We start from the raw sequence: 22,475 nt of genomic DNA on the forward strand, positions 1-22,475 counted from the left end.
TAACGATAAATCCGGCGGTTGCTAAGTACAGGATTGCGCCATTTTACGAATGTTTTGCGACCTCGTTGACCTGTTCGCCGGCAAGCCGGCGCCTACACTGCCCCGCAGGAGCCGGCTCGTCGGCGAACAAGCCAATCGCAATCATCCCTGGCTGGCCTTGTACCGCTGCAACGCCACCAGCGAATCCGGGCAATACGGCTTCTTCACGCGCTCTTGCTCGACTGTCTGCAAACTGACGAACCGCGCTTCGCTCACCTCTTCCGGCTGCAACCGCAGCGGCCCGTCCCAGACCGCCGAATACACCGCACACCACAAGCGATTGCCTGGCTGCTCGAAGTAGAACGTCTCGTGAAAACGCAATTCGACGCCGCTCACGCCCAGCTCCTCGGCCAACTCCCGGGCCGCCGACTGGTCGTAGCTTTCCTGGCAGGCGACCATGCCGCCCGCCGCCACATCCCAGTAGCCCGGGTACAGCGCCTTGCTCAGGGTGCGTCGATGCACGCACAACTCACCGCGGCTGTTGAACAGCAGGATGAAGGTGCAGCGCCCGATCAGGCCGCGCTCGCGCAGTTCGGCCCTGGGCAGGGCGCCGAGCAGTTGGTCATGCTCGTCGACCCAGGCCACCAGTTCGGCGTCGGAGGCCGCGCGGTGCGCGACCTCGGCAGGGCTGATAGGCATCTCAGCCCTGGGACAGCAGTTGGCGCAGGTCGATGACCGCGGCGTTGGCCCGGGAAATGTAGTTGGCCATCACCAGCGAGTGGTTGGCCCACATGCCGAAGCCGCTGCCGTTGAGCACCATCGGGCTCCACAGCGCCTCCTGCGAAGCCTCCAGCTCGCGGATGATCTGCCGCACGCTGACCGTGGCGTTCTTCTTCGCCAGCACGTCGGCGAAGTCCACCTCGATGGCGCGCAGCAAGTGCGACAGGGCCCAGGCCTGGCCACGGGCCTCGTAGAACACGTTGTCGATCTGCAGCCATGGCGTCTCGACCACTTCCTCGTCGACCTGCGGCGCCTGGCCTGGGGCCACGGACTCGGTCTTCAGGGTGTTGTTGAGCTTGACCCGGCCAACGCTGGCCGACAGCCGCTGCGACAGCGAGCCCAGGCGGGTGGCCACGTCGCCCAGCCAGTTGTTCAGGTTGTCGGCGCGGGTGTAGAAGATCGCACCCTGGTCGCCCTTGGCCAGGCGGGTCTGATAGCGGCTCAGCGACTTGATGCCCTCTTCGAACTCCGACTCGCTCGATGGCAGGATCCAGCTCTTGTTGTCGAAGTTGAAGCGCGGCTCGGCCTTGGCCAGGTCGGCGTCTTCGGTCGACTGCGACTGGGAACGGGCGAAGTCCTTGCGCAGGGCACGGGACAGGTCGCGCACCTGGACCAGCACGCCGTACTCCCAGCTCGGCATGTTGTCCATCCACAGCCCCGGCGGGAAGCGGTCGTTGGAGATGTAGCCACCTGGCTTGTCGAGCAGGGTGCCGGCGACGGTCTTGAGGGTTTCGACGGTGGTATAGCCGACCACCATCTGCTGGCCGTTGCGCTCGGCGGCGGCCTGGGCGTTCTGCTGCACCGGGAACAGCGCCGGCTCCTGGCTCCAGTACCAGCCCAGGCCGACACACACCAGCAGGTACAGGCCGATCAGGGTCCCCAGGGCCCGGCTCCAGAGACCGCCCAGATAGCTACGGGTGGCGGCGCGACGGGTATCGACCCGCTCGCGGGGCTCGGCCTTGGCCTCGCGGTTTTTCCAATCCAGCATGGCATTGTCCTTAATCAGTCTCGACAGTTCAGGGCTTGGACCACAGGCCGCAGCCAGGGTGCCACGACAAGCCCGCGTCGCAGCACTATAAAGCAGACGCCGCCATTCGTATAAGCGACCAGTGGGTCAGCAACTGAATTATCGGCCCCTGAACACTTTGTTGACCTTGGGCACTCGCTTGTCGGAAAGCGGTGCTAGCATAGAGCCATCATCGAACCTGAACCCCTCCCCTTATAAGTAGTCAGGACATGACCCAGTCAGCCGAGCCCAGCCACGAGCGCCTCAAGCAGCATTTCGCCCAACGGGTCATCCACCAGGCCCGGCAGATTCTCGAGATCTGGCAACGCCTGCAACGTGGCGAGTGGTCCAATGGCGACCTCGGCGAGCTGTGCGAGGCCAACCTGCGCCTGCAGCGCTACGCCGAGCGCTTCGAACAGCCCGAGCACGGCACCCTGTCGGCGGCCATCGGCCAGACCCTGCGCGCCATCGAGGCCAACAGCGCACGGCTGAACTCCGAGCTGATCGGCGACCTCAACCGCCTGATGCAACGCCTGTCGCGCACCGGCCTGCGCAAGGGCGACCAGCTCGACAGCGTGCCTCTGCCGCCATTGCGCAAGCCGGTGTACATCGTCCTGCAGGACCATGACCGCGCCGAGCGCCTGGCCCAGCAGCTGGAGTTCTTCGGCCTGACCGTGCAGGCCCTGTACAGCGCCGAGGCGTTCCAGGCGTCGATGAGCGAGCGCCTGCCGTCGGCGATCATCATGGACGTGGACTTCACCGGCCCCGGCATCGGCCTGCAACTGGCCGCCCAGGCCCAGCAGGGGCTGGAGCAGCACATCCCGCTGCTGTTCTTCAGCCTGCACGAGACCGATACCCCGACCCGCCTGGCCGCCGTGCGCGCCGGCGGCCAGGAGTTCCTGACCGGCACCCTCGAGGCCTCCAGCCTGCTGGAAAAGGTCGAGCTGCTGACCAGCGCCACCCAGTACGACCCGTTCCGCGTGCTGGTGATCGACGACTCCCGCGCCCAGGCCATGCACACCGAGCGCCTGCTCAACAGCGCCGGGATCATCACCCGCACGCTCACCGAGCCGATCCGCACCATGAGCGAGCTGGCCGACTTCCAGCCCGACCTGATCATCCTCGACATGTACATGCCCGAGTGCAGCGGCACGGAACTGGCCAAGGTGATCCGCCACAACGACCGCTATGTCAGCGTGCCGATCATCTACCTGTCGGCCGAGGACGACCTGGACAAGCAACTCGACGCCATGAGCGAAGGGGGTGACGACTTCCTCACCAAACCGATCCGCTCGCGCCACCTGATCACCACCGTGCGCAACCGCGCCGCCCGCGCCCGCCACCTCAAGGCGCGGATGGTGCGCGACAGCCTGACCGGGCTGTACAACCACACGCATATCCTGCAATTGCTCGAGGATTGCAGCTTCCGCGCACGCCGTGAGGAGCAGCCGTTGAGCTTCGCCATGCTCGACATCGACCATTTCAAGAAGATCAACGACCGCCATGGCCACCCCATGGGCGACCGGGTGATCAAGAGCCTGGCGCTGTTCCTCAAGCAGCGCCTGCGCAAGACCGACTACATCGGCCGCTACGGTGGCGAAGAATTCGCCATCGTCATGCCCAACACCGCGCTCGAGGCCGCGCACAAGGTGCTGGACGAGATCCGCCGGCGTTTCGCCGAGATCCACTACCCCGCGCAACCCCACGACCTGCAGTGCACGTTCAGCGCCGGGGTGGTGCAGCTGGATGACAGACTCGACGCACTGACCATGGCCAGTGCGGCGGATGAGGCGCTGTACCGGGCCAAGCATGCGGGGCGCAATTGCGTCGTAAGAGTCGACCCATAACCTCGGAATCCATACCGACCTTGTAGGAGCGGGTTCACCCGCGATCACCAGCAAAGCGGGTGCCACACGCTACGGCGCCTGAATCGCGGCTGAAGCCGCTCCTACAGAGATGACGGCAATGTGCCACTTTTTTATGGCGCCAACCCGCTGTCGTCATCACCCCGTCACAAAACAGCAATAACTTCAGGCGCCTCTCCCCGCAGGAAGTTAGCGGCTATGCGCCTGAAGTGGCTGACCAATTTCAACACCCTGTTGCTGGTGACCGTGTGTATCGCCCTGGGCGCGACCCTGTGGTGGTCGCAACGCGCCCTGGAGCGCCCCTACCAGATGATGGAGCGTTATCTAGGCCTGTCGCAGCAGTTCCAGAACGACGCCGCGCGCAACACGCAAGCCTACCTGGCCAGCGGCGACGCGCTGCGCCATGCCTCGGCCATGGAAGCAAACAAGCAGTTGCAGGCGGCCCTGGCGCAATGGCCGGAGAACCTGTCGGCCAAGCTGCGGCCCAGCCTGGACAGCCTGCAGGCCTTCACCGCCAACGAACTGCTCGCCGCCGGCAAGCTGGCCGGCGACCCCCAGGCCCTGTTGCTGCAAGCCGAGCGGGAGCTGGGGGCGAGTCTCGAGCAACTGGCCGGCTACGCCCGCGACAGCAGCAGCCCTGACACCGGTCGCTACCTGACGCCCCTGTTCGAGGCTTCGCTGCACCTCGGCCGCCTGTCCCTGGCCCGCGACAAGCTGGTCAGCAGCGGCCGCGCCGAGCTGGCCGACGAGGTGGAGCGCGAGCTGCAACTGATTGTCGCCCAGGGCCAGGTCATCGACGGCCTGCCGCTGCTCGGTGTCACCCGAGCCGCCGAATCCAATGCCGACGACTTCGCCGCGATGATGGGCCTGGAAGCCCAGGGCAGCACCCAGCAGGAGGACATCGCGGTGGGCCTGAAGCGCGAGCTGCACAGCTTGCTCGGCCGCTACCCCGCCGAACTGCAACGCACCCGCGAGCAGATCGAACGCCGCGCTGCCCTGGCCGCCAGCACCGGCGAGCGCCTGGAGGCGGTGCAACAGGCCATCGCCGGCCTCGAGCCCGAGGTGCGCGGCCTGCACGCCACGATCGCTGGCGAGGTGCGTCTGATACAGGGCTTGATGATCGGCCTGATCCTGCTGATCGCCCTGTTGATCGACACCCTGCAACGTCGTCTGGCCCGCACCCTCACTGGCCTGGCCCCGGCCCTGTCACGCTGGGCCGAGGGTGATTTCGCCCAAGCCATCGCGCTGGGCAGGACCAACCGCGAACTGCACGACATCCAGGCATCGCTCAACCGCCTGCGCCAATACCTCGTGGAACTGGTCGGCACCATCCGCCATAACGCCGAGCAGGTCGCCGGCAGCAGCCACGCCCTGGCGGGCATGAGCAGCGCCCTGCACGACGGCGCCGAGCGCCAGGCCGGCGACACCGCGCAGATCCGCGATGCCCTGGGCGAGCTGGAAGCGACCATCCAGCAAGTGGCCGGGGATGCCAGTTCGGCTGCCGACGCCAGCCGTGATGCCGGGCGCGCCGTGGAACAGGGCCAGGCAGTGATCGGTCAGAGCTTGTCCGGCCTGCGTTCGCTGGTCGACGAGGTGCAGGGCAACGCCCGCATGATCGAGCAACTGGCCGAGGAGTCGGCGACCATCGGTGGCGTGCTCACGGTGATCCGCGCGATCGCCGAGCAGACCAACCTGTTGGCGCTCAACGCGGCCATCGAAGCGGCCCGCGCCGGCGAGATGGGCCGTGGTTTCGCCGTGGTCGCGGATGAAGTGCGCTCGCTGGCCCAGCGCACCACGGGCGCCACCGGGGAGATCCAGGCGCTGATCGACCGGCTGCAACAGGCGGCCCGCGAGTCGGTGGTCGGCATGCGTGCGCAACTGGAGCATGCCGAGGCCACCGCCAGCCAGGCGCAGTCGGCCGATGGCGCGCTGGATGCGATCGTCAGCGCCATCCGCACCATCTCCGACACAGCGGTGCGGATTGCCGATGTGACCGCGCAACAGACCGGGGCGGTGAGCGAGATTCGCGATCACAGCGAACGGATTCATGAATTGGGCGAGGACAACCTGCAGCGCATTGGTGAAGGGCGTGAGCAGGGGGAACAGTTGCTCAAGCTGGGAGGTGAGCTGAATACGACGGTGCGGGCGTTCCGCCTTTGAGGGCCCTTTCGCGGGCTTGCCCGCGAAAGGGCCTGCATAGGCGATGCAGAGACCAGCGGCCATGTGTCGCCCCTACGGGCAACTCGACCCCAATTACGACCAACTCCGCTATCATGCCCGCCACGTTCCACCTCGCGAGTCCGCCATGCGCCGCCTGTTTTTCCTGCTGCTCCTGCTGCTGGCCGGCCCCGTCTTCGCCACGGGCCTGCTCGACAACCGCCCCAGCGCCACCCTCGGCGCCGCCTCCAACAACGCCGATTTCCTGCCAGTGCACGAAGCCTTCAAGCTCAGCCTGGTCCAGGCCGACGCGCACAGCATCAAGCTGCGCTTCGTCGCCACCGACGGCTACTACCTCTACCGCCACCGCTTCCAGTTCCGCACCGAACCCGCGGACATCAAGCTGGGCACGCCGGACATCCCCAGGGGCGAGGCCAAGCACGACGAGTTCTTCGGCGACGTCGAGGTGTACCACGGCGTGCTCGACATCGAGGTGCCGCGCAATGACCCACGCGCCTTCACCCTGCTGGTGGGCTACCAGGGCTGCGCCGACAAGGGCCTGTGCTACCCACCGGAAACCGCACGACTGAGCATCGACGGTGACGGCGCCCCGCTGCCGGTAACCGATAAGCAGGGCTGGACCTGGAAATCCCTGCTGCTGTTCTTCCTCGCCGGGGTCGGCCTGACCTTCACCCCGTGCGTGCTGCCCATGCTGCCGATCCTCTCCGGCGTGGTGTTGCGCGGCCAGGTCGGCGGCCTGCGCGGGCTGTCGCTGTCGCTGGCCTACGTGCTGCCGATGGCGGCCAGCTTCGCTGTGCTGGGCGCACTGATGGGGCTGTTCGGCGCCGGGCTGAACCTGCAGGCGCGCCTGCAATCGGCCTGGGTGCTGGTACCGTTTGCGGCGTTCTTCGTGCTGTTCGCCCTGGCCATGTTCGGGTTGTTCGACATCAAGCTGCCGCACGCCCTGAGCAGCCGCCTGGATACGCTGGCCCATCGCACCAAGGGCGGCTCGCTGCTGGGTGCGGCGGTGCTGGGCGTGCTGTCCAGCCTGCTGGTTTCTCCTTGCGTCTCGGCCCCGCTGGCCGGCGCGCTGCTGTACATCAGTGCCAGTGGCGATGCTCTGGGCGGTGCGCTCAAGCTGTTCGCCCTGGGTTTGGGCATGGGCGCGCCGCTGCTGCTGGTGGCCACTGGTGGCGCGGCCTGGCTGCCGAAGAGCGGCCCCTGGATGAACACGGTCAAGAACGCCATTGGCGTACTGCTGCTGGGCCTGGCCATCGGCCTGCTGAGCCGCGTGCTGCCGGGCCCGGTCACACTGCTTCTGGTCGGCCTGCTCGCCGGCGGCGTGGCGCTGTTCCTCGGCGCCCTGGAGTTCGTGGTCAAGACGCCGCGCCAGCGCCTGGCGCAGCTGCTCGGCCTGGCCCTGTTGGTGTACGCCCTGGCCTGCGGGTACGGCGCCCTGAGCGGCCGGGGCGACCCGCTGCGCCCGCTGCCCCCACCGGTCGTTGCCGGTACCGCGACGGCGGTGAAGGCCGATACCTGGCAAACCATCACCACCCCGGCCGCCCTTGATGCAGCCCTGGCCGACGCCAAGGCCGCGGGCCAGCCGGTGCTGCTGGACTGGTACGCCGACTGGTGCATCAGTTGCAAGGTGATCGAGCACGAAGTGCTCAACACCGAGCAGGTACAGGCGCAACTGGGTGCCTTCCGCCTGCTGCGCTTCGACATCACCGAGAGCAACGCCGAGCAGCGCGCCCTGCTCGACCGTTATCGCCTGTTCGGCCCACCCGCGCTGATGTTCTTTGCAGCGAACGGCAGCGAACTGACCACTGATCGGGTCATTGGCGAGATAAACGCCGGCGATTTCGCCCAGGTTGTGGCGCGCGTGCGCGGCCAACTCGGTCTATAACTCCCTGCGGCCTGTGAAAAATCTCGCAACAAGTGACCAGAGTCAATCATCTGGTCACATACTTTGCGCGAACCTCGGACATCGTGCCGGCTATTGCCGGGAACTGGACACCCAGCGCCGGTTCCGGCATAGTCGCCGCGCTATGTCGAATTGCCCTACAAAACCAAGGAATCGCAGATGGCAACCCTACTGGTGCTGCACGGCCCCAACCTGAACCTGCTCGGGACCCGCGAACCGGGTCACTACGGCGCCGCCACTCTGGCGCAGATCAATCAGGACCTGGAGCAGCGCGCCCGCGCCGCCGGCCATCATCTGCAATACCTGCAGAGCAATGCCGAGTACGAATTGATCGACCGTATCCACGCCGCGCGCAACGAAGGCGTGGACTTCATCCTGATCAATCCGGCCGCTTTCACCCACACCAGCGTCGCATTACGTGACGCATTGCTTGCGGTGAGCATCCCATTCATCGAAGTGCACCTCTCCAACGTGCACAAGCGTGAACCGTTCCGTCACCACTCCTACTTCTCCGATGTCGCGGTGGGAGTGATCTGCGGCCTCGGCGCCACCGGTTACCGGTTGGCCCTGGAGTCGGCGCTGGAACACCTGGCTGCCAACGCACAGCCCTGATGACACAAGGTCTTGGCCCACGGGCCGAGGCTCAGAAGAAACGTTTTCGACACGTTTTCAAATTACGTCCCCGACCGAACCTTGGGAGTTGATGATTAATGGATATCCGTAAAGTCAAGAAGCTGATCGAACTGCTGGAAGAGTCTGGCATCGACGAACTGGAGATCAAGGAAGGCGAAGAGTCCGTTCGCATCAGCCGTCACAGCAAGACCCCGGCCGGCGCCCAGTACTTCGCCGCCCCGGCTCCGATGGCCGCTCCGGTCGCCGCCGCTGCCCCGGTTGCCGCTGCCGCTCCGGCCGCTGAAGCCGCTGCCGCCGCGCCAGCCCTGAAAGGCACCGTGATTCGCTCGCCGATGGTCGGCACCTTCTACCGCAAGCCTTCGCCAACTTCGCCGAACTACGCTGAAGTCGGCCAGGCCGTGAAGAAGGGCGACACCCTGTGCATCGTCGAAGCCATGAAGATGATGAACCACATCGAAGCCGAGATCGGCGGTGTGATCGACGCCATCCTGGTGGAAGACGGCCAGCCGGTTGAGTTCGACCAGCCGCTGTTCACCATCGTTTGATTCGCGGAGAACCAACGATGTCTGGGAAGCTTGAAAAAGTCCTGATCGCCAACCGCGGGGAAATTGCCCTGCGGATCCTGCGTGCCTGCAAAGAGCTGGGCATCAAGACCGTCGCCGTGCACTCCACGGCCGACCGTGAACTGATGCACCTGGGCCTGGCGGACGAGTCGGTCTGCATCGGCCCGGCATCGTCCAAGGAATCGTACCTGCACATCCCGGCGATCATCGCCGCCGCCGAAGTGACAGGCGCCACCGCCATCCACCCGGGCTACGGCTTCCTCGCGGAAAACGCCGACTTCGCCGAACAGGTGGAAAAATCCGGCTTCGCCTTCATCGGCCCGAAAGCCGACACCATCCGCCTGATGGGCGACAAGGTTTCGGCCAAGGACGCAATGATCAAGTCGGGCGTGCCGACCGTGCCAGGCTCCGACGGCCCACTGCCGGAAGACGAAGAGGTTGCCCTGGCAATCGCTCGTGACGTCGGCTACCCGGTGATCATCAAGGCCGCCGGTGGCGGTGGTGGTCGCGGCATGCGCGTGGTGCACAAGGAAGAAGACCTGATCGAGTCGGCCAAGCTGACCCGTACCGAAGCCGGCGCCGCCTTCGGCAACCCGATGGTCTACCTGGAAAAGTTCCTGACCAACCCACGCCACGTGGAAGTGCAGGTACTGTCCGACGGCCAAGGCAACGCCGTGCACCTGGGCGACCGTGACTGCTCGCTGCAGCGCCGTCACCAGAAGGTACTGGAAGAAGCCCCGGCCCCGGGCATCGACGAGAAGGCCCGCCAGGAAGTCTTCAAGCGTTGCGTCGACGCGTGCATCGAGATCGGCTACCGCGGTGCCGGCACCTTCGAGTTCCTGTACGAGAACGGCCGTTTCTACTTCATCGAGATGAACACCCGCGTCCAGGTCGAGCACCCGGTCTCGGAAATGGTCACCGGCATCGACATCGTCAAGGAGATGCTCAGCATCGCCGCTGGCAACAAGCTGTCGTTCCGCCAGGAAGACGTGGTCATCCGTGGCCACTCGCTGGAGTGCCGGATCAACGCCGAAGACCCGAAGAAGTTCATCCCGAGCCCAGGCAAGGTGAAGCACTTCCACGCCCCGGGCGGCAACGGCGTTCGCGTCGATTCGCACCTGTACAGCGGCTACTCGGTTCCGCCGAACTACGATTCGCTGATCGGCAAGCTGATCACCTACGGCAAGGACCGCGACGAAGCCATGGCACGCATGCGCAATGCCCTGGACGAGATCGTCGTCGATGGCATCAAGACCAACATCCCGCTGCACCGCGACCTGGTGCGTGATGAAGGTTTCTGCAAAGGCGGCGTCAACATCCACTACCTCGAGCACAAACTGGCCAACCAGGAGTGATCGCGTTAGCGTGATGAAAGAACCCCGGCATCGCGCCGGGGTTTTTTTCTTTACGAGACCTGTTGGGCCCAGGCACGCTCAAACATCCCCAGATGATCAAGCAAGGCTTGTCCAGAATGGCCCTGCTCCAGCAGCACCCGCAATGCCGAGACATGCTCGGACAACAACCCTGGCAGCCATTCGACGCGAGATAGAAGCGGCGCCCAGTATCGATCCAGATAGTCCTCATAAGAAATCAGAAGACGCATACTCACGCTCTCAAGCACTATTTCCACGTACTCGTGCTGAGCGTCCACCAGCTCACGCCAACGCTCAGTTGCTTGCGGCTCGGTCCCGGCAAGCTGGGCACTGGCACGCTCCAGCACTGTAACGTAAAGGGCGCGCTGCAGTTCTGGGGTCAGCGCCTCGCCAAACACCAGAGAACCATACTCGACCGCAATCTGCTCCTCGATTACCGCTTGAACGGATAGCTGTGCAGCCAGCCGCTCGGCGAATTCATCTACCCATTGTGCAGCCCGGAATATCTTCGAGTCGTCAATCATATCTAATACCTCACAGTGAACGAGACTTCAGTCTGACGCCGCCCTCGGAAGGATCTGTGGTAGATATTTCTATGCTTACGCTTGTGGGCAGCGCTTGGCCTCTGCGAGCCTGGGCCACGCCATACCGATTGCCGACACTCCCGCAGGCCCAAGCGCCCCGCTGTCGATGCATGCCTGCGATAACTCCAGATAACGCCTCAGCTCTACAAACCCCCCGCACTCGCGTAAACTGGCGGCCTTTTCTCGCAGCCTCGGGCTGCCCCTGTCGATTTACCAAAGGTGCCCGCCATGCCCTGGCTGCAAGTACGCCTGGCCATCAGCCCGGAACAAGCCGAAACCTACGAAGACGCCCTGCTCGAAGTAGGCGCCGTCTCGGTGACGTTCATGGACGCCGAAGACCAGCCGATCTTCGAACCCGACCTCAACACCACCCCGCTGTGGTCGCACACGCACCTGCTGGCCCTGTTCGAGGCCGACGCTGAGCCTGACGCGGTGTTCGCCCACCTGCAGTTGCTGACCGGCAACGACCTGCCCGAGCACCAGGCCGAAGTGATCGAGGACCAGGACTGGGAGCGCAGCTGGATGGACAACTTCCAGCCCATGCGCTTCGGCCAGCGTCTATGGATCGTACCGAGCTGGCACGAGGCGCCGGAGAAGGACGCGGTCAACTTGCTGCTCGACCCGGGCCTGGCCTTCGGCACCGGCACCCATCCGACGACCGCGCTGTGCCTGGAATGGCTTGACGGCCAGCAACTCGCCGGCACGCAAGTGCTGGACTTCGGCTGCGGCTCGGGCATCCTCGCCATCGCCGCGCTGCTGCTTGGCGCCCGCGAAGCGGTTGGCACCGACATCGACGTGCAGGCCCTGGAAGCCTCCCGCGACAATGCCCAGCGCAATGGTATCGCCGACAACCTGTTCGCCCTGTACCTGCCCGAGCAGATGCCGGCCATGCAGGCCGACGTGCTGGTTGCCAACATCCTGGCCGGCCCGCTGGTGTCGCTGGCGCCGCAACTGTCCGGCCTGGTCCGCCCCGGTGGCCTGCTGGCATTGTCGGGCATCCTCGCCGAACAAGGCGAGGAGGTGGCCGCCGCCTATGCCGCCGACTTCGAGCTGGACCCGATCGTCGTTCGCGATGGCTGGGTACGCATCAGTGGCCGCCGCCGCTAAGCGCGCCTAGACTCAACTCCTGCACAGCTCCCCGGATCGCCGCATGACCGACAGTTTCGTCACCCAGTGCCCGCATTGCCAGACCAGCTTTCGCGTCACCCATCATCAGTTGAGCGTGGCCCGCGGCGTGGTGCGCTGCGGCAACTGCCTGCAGGTGTTCAATGCAGCGAAGCAGCTGCTGGAACAGAACCGTGCTGCCAGCGACCGGGGCGTGGCAACACCAGCCGAGCCCGCGCCCGCCGCTCCCCCGTTACCCGCGGCACCGCCGGTCGCCGAACCGCCCGCAGCGGACGAAGACGACTGGGCCGTGACCGCCGAGGAACTGGACGCCCTCGACCTGGACTCGGAGCTCGCGCGCCTGGAACGTCGCAGCCCGGCCGAACGCCAGGCGGCCATCACCGGTAGCACGCTACACGCCCGACGCGACGACCAAGGCAGCGAGGAACCGGCAGACGAGCTGTTCGGCACCGCCACCGACGATGACCTCGCCCCGACACCTGAGCGCGACACGGCTCCAGTGTTGGTGGAACAGGCGCCGCTTGATCTGGACCCGATCGCCGACGAACGCACCGAGCCCACACTGGGTGCGACAGATCTCGACCTGGACGACGAGCCACCGGTACGCCATCAAGCGCTGGACGACGACCTCGACACACCGGTCACGCCGCTCTCCGCTCACGATGAGCCGCTACCTGAAAAAGGCTTGTCCGCAGTGGACGATGAGGTGCGTGGCGAGCGCTTGTCGGCCCATGACGAAGACGCGCTGGACGATCAACCCATCGAGCGCCTGGAACCCAGCCTGCTGGGCAAGCCCGAGCGCCCGAACAAGGAACCTTTGGTCGATGTGGTCGACGATCCGCTGCAACTGGCCTGGGAAAAACCTGCACCCAACTGGGGCAAGCGCCTGCTGTGGGGCTTTCTGACCCTGCTGGCCGCTGGCCTGCTGGCGTTCCAGTACGTCTGGTTCCATTTCGAGGAGATGGCCCGCCAGGACCAGTACCGCCCCTGGTTCCAGCAGCTGTGCCCGATGGTCGGCTGCCAGGTGCCGACCCGTGTCGACATCTCGCGCATCAAGAGCAGCAACCTGGTGGTACGCAGCCACCCGGACTTCAAGGGCGCGCTGATCGTCGATGCGATCATCTACAACCGCGCGCCCTTCGCCCAGCCGTTCCCCCTGCTGGAGCTGCGCTTCGCCGACCTCAACGGCCAGTTGATCGCCAGCCGGCGCTTCAAGCCCAGCGAATACCTGTCGGGTGAGCTGGCGGGCCGTGGCGAGATGCCCAGCCAGACGCCGATCCACATCGCCCTGGACATCCTCGACCCGGGGCCGAAGGCGGTGAACTACAGCCTGAGTTTCCGTTCGCCGGAATAACCGACAGATGGCAGGGCCGAGTTCTGGCCCCTTCACCCGCAGGAGCGGCTTTAGCCGCGATGCAAACGCCGCGGTGCCTGGCACCCGCTTCGTGGGTGATCGCGGCTGAAGCCGCTCCTACAGAGGTCACGCCAGGTCAATGGGAAACCCAGGCTCACACCCTCGTGTCATAACGCCGCAACTGTTCAGATTTTATCCAGATTCATCTTTATCCGGTCATCGAGAGCGGGTATCATGCCATCCCTTTTTCGAACTCCAATGATTCGGCCCCACAACAGGGAACACCTATGTCGGCGGTACGCATCGGCCCTTACACACTGCAGAACAACCTGATCCTCGCGCCCATGGCCGGGGTCACGGACCAGCCTTTCCGCACACTTTGCAAACGCCTCGGGGCGGGCATGGTGGTATCGGAGATGGTCACCAGCGACATGAGCCTGTGGAACAGCCGCAAGTCGAGCCTGCGCCGCATCCACGAAGGCGACGCAGAGCCCCGCTCGGTGCAGATCGCCGGTGGCGACGCGCAGATGATGGCGGCGGCGGCCCGGGCGAATGTCGAAGCCGGCGCGCAGATCATCGACATCAACATGGGCTGCCCGGCAAAAAAAGTCTGCAACAAAGCCGCAGGCTCTGCTTTATTGAGAGATGAAGCCTTGGTCAGCGAGATCCTCCACGCCGTGGTCGGCGCAGTGGAGGTCCCGGTGACGCTGAAGATCCGCACCGGCTGGGACCGGGCGAACAAGAACGGCCTGAACGTGGCGAAGATCGCCGAACAGGCCGGTATCCAGGCGCTGGCGGTGCATGGCCGCACACGCGCCGACCTGTACACCGGTGACGCCGAGTACGACACCATCGCCGCGATCAAGCAGGCGGTGTCGATCCCGGTGTTCGCCAACGGCGACATCACCTCGCCAGAAAAGGCCCGGGCGGTGCTGGACGCCACCGGTGCCGACGGCCTGCTGATCGGCCGCGCCGCCCAGGGGCGGCCGTGGATCTTCCGCGAGGTCGAGCATTACCTGCGCACGGGCGAGCACCTGCCTGCACCGGCGCTGGACGAAGTGGAACGCATTCTGCTGGAACACCTGGCCGCGTTGCATGCCTTCTATGGCGATGTGATGGGCGTGCGTATCGCCCGCAAGCACGTTGGCTGGTACCTGGCGACCCGACCCGGCGGCAAGGAGTTCCGCAGCCGGTTCAACGCCTTGGAAGACACACAAGCGCAGTGCGCCAACGTTCAGGCCTTTTTCTCTGAACGTCGACAGAGCCTTGGGACAGAGGACGAACAAGGGGTGGCCGCATGACGATGATGACCGAGACATTAGTGAGTGGAACAACGCCCGTGAGCGACAACGCCAACCTCAAGCAGCACCTGAACACGCCGAGCGAGGAGGGCCAGACGCTCCGCGACAGCGTCGAGAAGGCGCTGCACAACTACTTCGCCCACCTGGAAGGCGCCACCGTCACGGACGTGTACAACCTGGTGCTCTCGGAAGTCGAGGCGCCCTTGCTCGAATGCGTGATGAACTACGTCAAGGGCAACCAGACCAAAGCCAGCGAGATGCTCGGGCTCAACCGAGGCACGCTGCGCAAGAAGCTCAAGCAGTACGATCTGTTGTAAGGCCAGAACCCCAACCAAAAAAGGCGCTCATGCAAAAGGCGCCTTTTTTGCTGACTCCACCGCGTTATGGAATCTGAAATGACCGACCAGACTACCCGCCTGCCGATCCGCCGCGCCCTGATCAGCGTCTCCGACAAGACCGGTATCCTCGAATTCGCCCGTGAGCTGCAGCAGCTCGGTGTCGAGATCCTGTCCACCGGCGGCACCTACAAGCTGCTCAAGGATAACGGCGTGAACGCGGTGGAAGTGGCCGACTACACCGGCTTCGCCGAAATGATGGACGGCCGGGTCAAGACCCTGCATCCGAAGATCCACGGCGGCATCCTCGGCCGTCGCGGCACCGACGACGCCATCATGAACGAGCACGGCATCAAGCCGATCGACCTGGTGGCGGTCAACCTGTATCCGTTCGAAGCCACCATCAGCAAGCCGGACTGCGACCTGCCCACCGCCATCGAGAACATCGACATCGGCGGCCCGACCATGGTCCGTTCGGCGGCGAAGAACCACAAGGACGTCGCCATCGTGGTCAACGCCAGCGACTACGCCGGCGTCGTCGATAGCCTGAAAGCGGGCGGCCTCACCTACGCCCAGCGCTTCGACCTGATGCTCAAGGCCTTCGAGCATACCGCTGCCTACGACGGCATGATCGCCAACTACATGGGCACCATCGACCAGTCTAAACAGACCCTGTCGACCGAAGACCGCAGCGAGTTCCCGCGCACCTTCAACAGCCAGTTCATCAAGGCCCAGGAAATGCGCTACGGCGAGAACCCGCACCAGAGCGCGGCGTTCTACGTCGAGGCGAAGAAAGGCGAAGCCAGCATTTCCACCGCCATCCAGCTGCAAGGCAAGGAGCTGTCGTTCAACAACGTGGCCGACACCGACGCCGCGCTGGAGTGCGTGAAGAGCTTCGTCAAGCCGGCCTGTGTCATCGTCAAGCACGCCAACCCCTGCGGCGTCGCGGTCGTCCCAGAAGACGAAGGCGGCATCCGCAAGGCCTACGACCTGGCCTACGCCACCGACACCGAATCGGCCTTCGGCGGCATCATCGCCTTCAACCGCGAACTGGATGGCGAAACCGCGAAAGCCATCGTCGAGCGCCAGTTCGTCGAAGTGATCATCGCCCCGAAAATCTCCCAGGCCGCCCGCGAAGTCGTGGCCGCCAAGCAGAACGTGCGTCTGCTGGAGTGCGGCGAGTGGCCAACCGAGCGTGCCGCCGGTTGGGACTTCAAGCGCGTCAACGGTGGCCTGCTGGTGCAGAGCCGCGACATCGGCATGATCAGCGCCGACGACCTGAAGATCGTCACCAAGCGCGCCCCGACCGAGCAGGAAATCCATGACCTGGTGTTCGCCTGGAAAGTGGCCAAGTTCGTCAAGTCCAATGCCATCGTCTACGCCAAGAACCGCCAGACCATCGGCGTCGGCGCCGGCCAGATGAGCCGCGTCAACTCCGCGCGCATCGCCGCGATCAAGGCCGAGCACGCCGGCCTGCAGGTGCAGGGTGCGGTCATGGCCTCGGACGCGTTCTTCCCGTTCCGCGACGGCATCGACAATGCGGCTAAAGTGGGTATCAGCGCGGTGATCCAGCCGGGTGGCTCGATGCGTGACGCTGAAGTCATCGCTGCTGCCGACGAAGCCGGCATCGCGATGGTATTCACCGGTATGCGCCACTTCCGCCACTAATCAGATACCAGGCCGATCCCCGGCCCCTGTAGGAGCGGATTCATCCGCGATGCGATGCTGGTTCACCGCCGCAATCGCGGATGAATCCGCTCCTACAAGGGCCGGGGATCGCCGCCAGACAGAGGTTTTGACATGAAAGTTTTGATCATCGGCAGCGGCGGCCGCGAGCACGCCCTGGCCTGGAAAGTCGCCCAGGACCCACGCGTCGAGAAAGTCTTCGTCGCCCCGGGCAACGCCGGCACCGCCATCGAAGCCAAGTGCGAGAACGTCGCCATCGACGTCACCGCCCTGGAGCAACTGGCCGACTTCGCCGAGAAGAACGTCGACCTGACCATCGTCGGCCCTGAGGCACCGCTGGTCATCGGCGTGGTCGACCTGTTCCGCAGCCGTGGCCTGGACTGCTTCGGCCCGACCAAGGGCGCGGCCCAGCTGGAAGGCTCCAAGGCCTTCACCAAGGACTTCCTGGCCCGCCACAAGATCCCTACCGCCGACTACCAGAACTTCACCGAGATCGAGCCGGCCCTGGCCTACCTGCGTGAAAAAGGCGCGCCGATCGTGATCAAGGCCGACGGCCTGGCCGCCGGCAAGGGCGTGATCGTCGCCATGACCCTGCAGGAAGCCGAAGACGCCGTACGCGACATGCTCGCCGGCAACGCCTTCGGTGAAGCCGGTTCGCGTGTGGTCATCGAGGAATTCCTCGACGGCGAGGAAGCCAGCTTCATCGTCATGGTCGACGGCCACAATGTGCTGCCCATGGCCACCAGCCAGGACCACAAACGCGTCGGCGACAAGGACACCGGCCCGAACACCGGCGGCATGGGCGCCTACTCCCCCGCACCCGTGGTCACCGCCGAGGTGCACCAGCGCGTGATGGACCAGGTGATCTGGCCGACCGTGCGCGGCATGGCCGAGGAAGGCAACGTCTACACCGGCTTCCTCTACGCAGGCCTGATGATCGACAAGGCGGGCAACCCCAAAGTCATCGAGTTCAACTGCCGCTTCGGCGACCCGGAGACGCAACCGGTCATGCTGCGCCTGGAGTCGAGCCTGGTGCTGCTGGTGGAAGCTGCGTTCGCCAAGGCCCTGGACAAGGTCGAAGCACAGTGGGACCCGCGCCCGAGCCTGGGCGTGGTGCTGGCCGCTGGCGGCTACCCGGGCGACTACAATAAAGGCGACGTGATCAGCGGCCTGGACGCTGCCGCCAAGCTCGAAGGCAAAGTGTTCCACGCCGGTACTTCGCTCAAGGATGGCCAGGTCGTGACCCACGGCGGCCGCGTACTGTGCGCCACCGCAATGGGCGATACCGTTGCCCAAGCGCAGCAGCAGGCCTACCGCCTGGCCAAGGAAGTCACCTGGAACGGTAGCTTCCACCGTACCGACATCGGCTACCGGGCCATCGCCCGCGAGCGCGGTGAACACCAGCAGTAATACTGCGCCGAATGGCCGCCGCGCCCGGTGCGCGCGGCCTTCGGCTCGTCGACAAGGCCCTGCGGGGCCTTGCCTTCGCCTTGGCGCGCCGCGCATAGTTGTTACCCGGCACATTAGCTAAAAAGGGATTTCGTCGTGCGTCGGCTTCGGATTGCCACTGCCCTGATCGTCAGCCTGCTGACCCTGCTCTGCCTGCTCCCGGCCCACGCCGACCAGGCCGGGGGGTGGTCCGCGCTGCTCGATGAACAGGCCAACCTGCAGCTGTCCGACGTACGCTCCGAGCGTTACCGCAACCAGTTCAGCCCACTGGTCCTCGAAGAACTGGATGCCGCCCTCCCCGACCAGGCCCTGTGGCTGCACTACCGCCTGGAACCGAACGACCAGGAGCAACTGGTCCGCATTTTCGCCCCTGATCTGTCGCGCCTTGACCTCTACGCCCTCGAGGATGGCAAGCTGCTGCGCCAACTGCACCACGGCAAGCAGGGCGATGGCCTAAGCCCCACCCAGCGCGGCAGGGACCATGTGCTGCCACTGCCGCACAGCAACCAACCGCTGGACATCTACCTGCGGTTGGTCTCCGAGCACCAGTTGCGTCCGGCCATCAGTGTCGAGTCCACCGCCCACGCTGCCGCCGACCAGCGCCAGTCGCTGCTGTTCGGCCTGCTGTTCGGCGGGCTGGTGATGCTGATCCTGCACAACCTGATCCGCTTCGCCTACACCCGCTCCAGCACCACGCTGGTACTGGCGCTGTACCACGCCCTGATGCTGCTCAGCGCGCTGATCCTGCTCAACCTCAGCGGCCCCTGGTGGCACCTGTGGTACAGCGCCCAGACCCCGGCCGCCTACCTCACGCTGGTGCTGGCGGGCCTGGCCGGCCTGTACTTCACCGTGCATTTCTTCTCACCCTGCGGCTCGGCACGGCTCACCCGCCTGTTGCACCTGGAAATGCTGGTGGCGGCTGTCAGCGGCCTGGTGCTGCTGTTCGTCGATACATTGCCGCTGAACCTGATGACCTATGCCCTGCTGGCCATCGGCAGCCTGAGCATGTTGCTGGTCAGCTGCTATCACTGGCATCGGGGCTACACGCCAGCGCGCCTGTTCGCCGTGGCCATGCTGGTCTACAACCTCGGCGGGCTGGTACTGCTACCGGCACTGCTGGGCCTGACCCGCACCCCGACGCCCTGGCTGCTGTGCATCCTCATGGCCTTGACCGTGGCCAGCGGCCTGCTGCTCAACCTGGCCGTCAGCGAACGCCTGCGGCGCATCAGCGAGGAACGTTTCCGTGCCAGCCGCGCCCTGGCCGCCAGCGATGCCGAAATCAACGCCAAGGCCGAGTTCCTGGCCAAGATCAGCCACGAAATCCGCACCCCCATGAACGGCGTGCTGGGCATGACCGAGCTGCTGCTGGGCACGCCGCTGTCGGTCAAGCAGCGCGACTACGTGCAGACCATCCACAGCGCCGGCAACGAACTGCTCACCCTGATCAACGAGATTCTCGATATCTCCAAGCTCGAGTCGCGGCAGATCGAACTCGACGATGTGCAGTTCGACCTCAACGCCCTGATCGAGGACTGCCTGAACATCTTCCGGGCCAAGGCCGAGCAGCAGAACATCGAGCTGATCAGCTTCACCCAGCCACAGGTGCCACGGGTGGTCAGCGGCGACCCGACGCGCCTGCGCCAGGCCCTGTCGAGCCTGCTCGACAACGCACTGAAGAACACCGACCAGGGCGAGATCCTGCTGGTGGTCGCCCTCGACCAGCGCGGCGACGCCCCGCGCCTGCGCATCGCCGTGCAGGACAGCGGCGAGCCGATGCCACCGGCCGAGCGCGACGCCTTGCTGCAAGCCGAACTGCACAGCCGCCACTTCCTCTCCAGCAACAAGCTCGGCGGCCACCTTGGGCTGGTGATCGCCAAGCAACTGATCGGCCTGATGCAGGGCGAGTTCGGCATCAAGACCAACACCAGCATGGGCAACACCCTGTGGCTGACGCTGCCGCTCGACCCGCTGCGCCTGGAGCAGCCGCCCACCGATCTCGATGGCCCGCTGCGCGACGCGCGGGTGCTGGTGGTCGACGACAACGACACCTGTCGCAAGGTGCTGGTGCAGCAATGCAGTGCCTGGGGCATGAACGTCAGCGCGGTGCCTTCGGGCAAGGAGGCGTTGGCGCTGCTGCGCACCAAGGCGCACCTGCGCGACTACTTCGATGCCGTGCTGCTGGACCAGAACATGCCCGGCATGACCGGCATGCAACTGGCGGCCAAGATCAAGGAAGACCCGAGCCTGAACCATGACATCCTGGTGGTCATGCTCACTGGCATCAGCAACGCACCGAGCAAGGTCATCGCGCGCAATGCCGGGGTCAAGCGCATCCTCGCCAAGCCGGTGGCCGGCTACACGCTCAAGACCACCCTCGCCGAAGAGCTGGCCCTGCGTGGCCGCGAGCAAGCGCCCCCGGCATTACCGGGCAGCCTCCCGCAGCCATTGGACCTGCCCAGCGACTTCCATATCCTGGTGGCCGAGGACAACAGCATCTCGACCAAAGTCATCCGCGGCATGCTCGGCAAGCTCGACCTCGAGCCGGACACTGCCAGCAATGGCGAGGAGGCCTTGCAGGCGATGAAGGCCAAGCGCTACGACCTGGTGCTGATGGACTGCGAGATGCCGGTGCTCGACGGTTTCTCCGCCACGCAACAGCTGCGCGCCTGGGAATCCACCAATGGCCGCCCGCGCACCCCGGTGGTGGCGTTGACCGCGCATATCCTCAGCGAGCACAAGGAACGCGCGCGCCTGGCGGGCATGGACGGGCACATGGCCAAGCCGGTGGAGTTGTCGCAGTTGCGCGAGCTGATCCAGTTCTGGTCGGGGCAACGGCAGGTCGTCTCCGACGACACCACGCACATCCTGTAGGCGCGGCTTCAGTCGCGAGGCAGCCATCACCGAATCTGGCACCTGCTTCGCGGGTGATCGCGGCTGAAGCCGCTCCTACAGGTTCCGTGCTATACAGGTGCCACCCATTTCCGCCGCGGACTCAGCGCCATGCTCCATGAGTTGTTCAGCGTCTACCTGAAGATGCTCGTGCTCTACAGCCCATTCTTCGTGCTGTCGTGTTTCATCGGCCTCACCCGCGGCCACTCCAGCAAGGAGCGCAAGCAACTGGCCTGGCGCGTGGCCATCGCCACATTGGTCGCCAGCGTGCTGCTCTATCTGTTCGGGCGAGTGATCTTCGGCGTGTTCGGCATCACCGCCGACGCGTTCCGCATCGGTGCCGGCTCGGTGCTGTTCATCTCGGCGCTGGGCATGGCCCAGGGCAAGTCGGCGGTACAGACCGACAACGTGCAGCAGGATGTGACCATCGTGCCACTGACCATCCCCCTGACCGTCGGCCCCGGCACCATCGGCGCACTGCTGGTGATGGGCGTGGGCCAACCGCATTGGGACGACAAACTGCTGGCCATCGTCAGCATCGCGCTGGCCAGCTTCACCGTGGGCCTGGTGCTATACCTCTCGCACCGCATCGAGCGGTTGCTGGGGGACCAGGGCCTGCAGATCGTCAGCCGGCTGATGGGGCTGTTCGTCTGCGCCCTGGCGGCACAGATCATCTTCACCGGGATCAAGGGCTACCTGGTACCCTGACCGTGCTTGCCGGGATTACCGCCCGCAGGCACTGCCTGGACGGCAAACAGGGTGAATCAGAATTCGTATTCCAGCACGTTGTCGAACCGGCGATCACCCAGGCGCTTTTCCACATGCTCGCGCACACGGGCGTAATGCTGGGTGTTGAACGCCAGCAACGCGGTACCCGAGTAGTGATACGCCGCATGGTTTTTCCATTCGAACGCCACAGTATCCAGGTCCCGGATCATGCCTTTGGTGCTGACAGCGGTCTGCACCATCATCACCTGCCCATCATCCATCTCCAGGCAAGTCGTCAGGCCAACGGTGCCACTCTCCTTGTCCTTGAAATTACGCTTGAACAGCTCCTGGGCCTCGGTAATTTTGCCCAGCCCCTCAAGGGCCGACTCGGCGATCTTGCCCATGGCCTCGGCGATTGGCCCGCCGAACGCGGCCTGGCCCACCACCTTCATTGCCTTGAACGCGATAGCGCCCAGGACCAGCGATTGCTCGCCCGAATGCTCACGCTCATAGGTACGGCGCACGGTCAGCCAGCCCAGGTCCTCCATCACCTTGAGATTCTGCTTGTACCACTGCTCGCTCTGGTCTTCGCTGTCATAAAGCTTGGACGCCACCAGCGATGCGAACTGGTAGGAGTTCATGACATCGGTGCGGTTCTGCAGGCTCATCCCGGCAGCGAAGGCCATCAGCGATTGTTCGACGACAGCGGCCGAGTTGGTATCGGTAATCAGTTTGTCATTCATCATGCGAATCCTTGAGTCAGA

Annotated in this window: 18 protein-coding genes; 14 read left to right on the forward strand and 4 right to left on the reverse strand. The window is 65.0% G+C overall.

Features of this window, described 5'->3' with window-relative positions; genetic code table 11:
- Positions 1 to 141 precede the first annotated feature (141 nt).
- Together JYG34_RS22880 and JYG34_RS22885 are read right to left on the reverse strand one after the other, a co-directional pair.
- Entirely contained in the window at positions 142 to 678 is a 537-nt protein-coding gene (locus JYG34_RS22880; RefSeq protein WP_213658462.1) for an NUDIX hydrolase, read from the reverse strand.
- Between the two features lies 1 nt (position 679).
- Positions 680 to 1,747 carry a DUF2333 family protein gene (locus JYG34_RS22885; protein ID WP_213658463.1) on the reverse strand — a complete coding sequence of 356 codons (1,068 nt, stop codon included), beginning with the start codon at positions 1,745 to 1,747 and terminating at the stop codon, positions 680 to 682.
- 248 nt (positions 1,748 to 1,995) lie between these two features.
- Here JYG34_RS22885 and JYG34_RS22890 point away from each other — a divergent pair, with 248 nt between their 5' ends.
- The 6 genes from JYG34_RS22890 to accC all read left to right on the forward strand — a co-directional run bounded on the left by JYG34_RS22890 (position 1,996) and on the right by accC (position 10,262).
- The gene (locus JYG34_RS22890) at positions 1,996 to 3,612 is read left to right on the forward strand and encodes a response regulator (protein ID WP_213658464.1); all 1,617 of its coding nucleotides are present in this window, start codon (positions 1,996 to 1,998) and stop codon (positions 3,610 to 3,612) included.
- 1,398 nt (positions 3,613 to 5,010) lie between these two features.
- Positions 5,011 to 5,790, forward strand: coding sequence for a methyl-accepting chemotaxis protein (locus JYG34_RS26740; protein WP_434011784.1), 780 nt, complete (start codon positions 5,011 to 5,013; stop codon positions 5,788 to 5,790).
- A gap of 145 nt (positions 5,791 to 5,935) precedes the next feature.
- Positions 5,936 to 7,693: a protein-disulfide reductase DsbD gene (locus JYG34_RS22900; RefSeq protein WP_213658466.1), complete on the forward strand. Its 1,758-nt coding sequence runs from the start codon at positions 5,936 to 5,938 to the stop codon at positions 7,691 to 7,693.
- Positions 7,694 to 7,870: 177 nt separating this feature from the next.
- Positions 7,871 to 8,323: a type II 3-dehydroquinate dehydratase gene (gene aroQ, locus JYG34_RS22905; protein WP_011535870.1), complete on the forward strand. Its 453-nt coding sequence runs from the start codon at positions 7,871 to 7,873 to the stop codon at positions 8,321 to 8,323.
- A 98-nt stretch (positions 8,324 to 8,421) separates the two neighbouring features.
- Positions 8,422 to 8,889, forward strand: coding sequence for an acetyl-CoA carboxylase biotin carboxyl carrier protein (gene accB, locus JYG34_RS22910; protein ID WP_186714982.1), 468 nt, complete (start codon positions 8,422 to 8,424; stop codon positions 8,887 to 8,889).
- 17 nt (positions 8,890 to 8,906) lie between these two features.
- Positions 8,907 to 10,262 (forward strand): acetyl-CoA carboxylase biotin carboxylase subunit, encoded by a 1,356-nt coding sequence (gene accC, locus JYG34_RS22915; protein WP_011535872.1) that lies wholly within the window; start codon positions 8,907 to 8,909, stop codon positions 10,260 to 10,262.
- 50 nt (positions 10,263 to 10,312) lie between these two features.
- Here the strand turns inward: accC and JYG34_RS22920 are convergent, their stop codons facing one another.
- Positions 10,313 to 10,804, reverse strand: coding sequence for a hypothetical protein (locus JYG34_RS22920; RefSeq protein ID WP_213658467.1), 492 nt, complete (start codon positions 10,802 to 10,804; stop codon positions 10,313 to 10,315).
- A gap of 288 nt (positions 10,805 to 11,092) precedes the next feature.
- On the opposite strand from JYG34_RS22920, the gene prmA reads away from it, so the two are divergent.
- The 8 genes from prmA to JYG34_RS22960 all read left to right on the forward strand — a co-directional run bounded on the left by prmA (position 11,093) and on the right by JYG34_RS22960 (position 21,711).
- A complete protein-coding gene (gene prmA / locus JYG34_RS22925) occupies positions 11,093 to 11,971 on the forward strand; it encodes a 50S ribosomal protein L11 methyltransferase (protein ID WP_213658468.1) in 879 nt (292 codons plus the stop codon).
- Positions 11,972 to 12,014: 43 nt separating this feature from the next.
- On the forward strand, positions 12,015 to 13,343 hold the full coding sequence (locus JYG34_RS22930; protein ID WP_213658469.1) for a DUF3426 domain-containing protein: 1,329 nt from the start codon (positions 12,015 to 12,017) through the stop codon (positions 13,341 to 13,343).
- A 287-nt stretch (positions 13,344 to 13,630) separates the two neighbouring features.
- Complete coding sequence (gene dusB / locus JYG34_RS22935; RefSeq protein ID WP_213658470.1) at positions 13,631 to 14,644, forward strand: tRNA dihydrouridine synthase DusB; 1,014 nt, start codon at positions 13,631 to 13,633, stop codon at positions 14,642 to 14,644.
- Positions 14,641 to 14,961 carry a DNA-binding transcriptional regulator Fis gene (fis, locus tag JYG34_RS22940; RefSeq protein ID WP_011535876.1) on the forward strand — a complete coding sequence of 107 codons (321 nt, stop codon included), beginning with the start codon at positions 14,641 to 14,643 and terminating at the stop codon, positions 14,959 to 14,961. Before dusB ends, fis begins: the two co-directional genes overlap by 4 nt.
- Before the next feature lie 78 nt (positions 14,962 to 15,039).
- Entirely contained in the window at positions 15,040 to 16,647 is a 1,608-nt protein-coding gene (purH, locus tag JYG34_RS22945) for a bifunctional phosphoribosylaminoimidazolecarboxamide formyltransferase/IMP cyclohydrolase (protein ID WP_213658471.1), read from the forward strand.
- Positions 16,648 to 16,779: 132 nt separating this feature from the next.
- Complete coding sequence (gene purD / locus JYG34_RS22950) at positions 16,780 to 18,075, forward strand: phosphoribosylamine--glycine ligase (RefSeq protein ID WP_213658472.1); 1,296 nt, start codon at positions 16,780 to 16,782, stop codon at positions 18,073 to 18,075.
- 135 nt (positions 18,076 to 18,210) lie between these two features.
- Positions 18,211 to 20,985: a hybrid sensor histidine kinase/response regulator gene (locus JYG34_RS22955; protein WP_213658473.1), complete on the forward strand. Its 2,775-nt coding sequence runs from the start codon at positions 18,211 to 18,213 to the stop codon at positions 20,983 to 20,985.
- A gap of 129 nt (positions 20,986 to 21,114) precedes the next feature.
- Positions 21,115 to 21,711: a MarC family protein gene (locus tag JYG34_RS22960; protein WP_011535880.1), complete on the forward strand. Its 597-nt coding sequence runs from the start codon at positions 21,115 to 21,117 to the stop codon at positions 21,709 to 21,711.
- Positions 21,712 to 21,767: 56 nt separating this feature from the next.
- Here the strand turns inward: JYG34_RS22960 and JYG34_RS22965 are convergent, their stop codons facing one another.
- On the reverse strand, positions 21,768 to 22,454 hold the full coding sequence (locus JYG34_RS22965; protein WP_213658474.1) for a hypothetical protein: 687 nt from the start codon (positions 22,452 to 22,454) through the stop codon (positions 21,768 to 21,770).
- Between the last annotated feature and the right edge of the window lie 21 nt (positions 22,455 to 22,475).

The sequence above is a fragment of the Pseudomonas entomophila genome (assembly GCF_018417595.1).
GTDB classification, from domain to species: domain Bacteria; phylum Pseudomonadota; class Gammaproteobacteria; order Pseudomonadales; family Pseudomonadaceae; genus Aquipseudomonas; species Aquipseudomonas entomophila_C.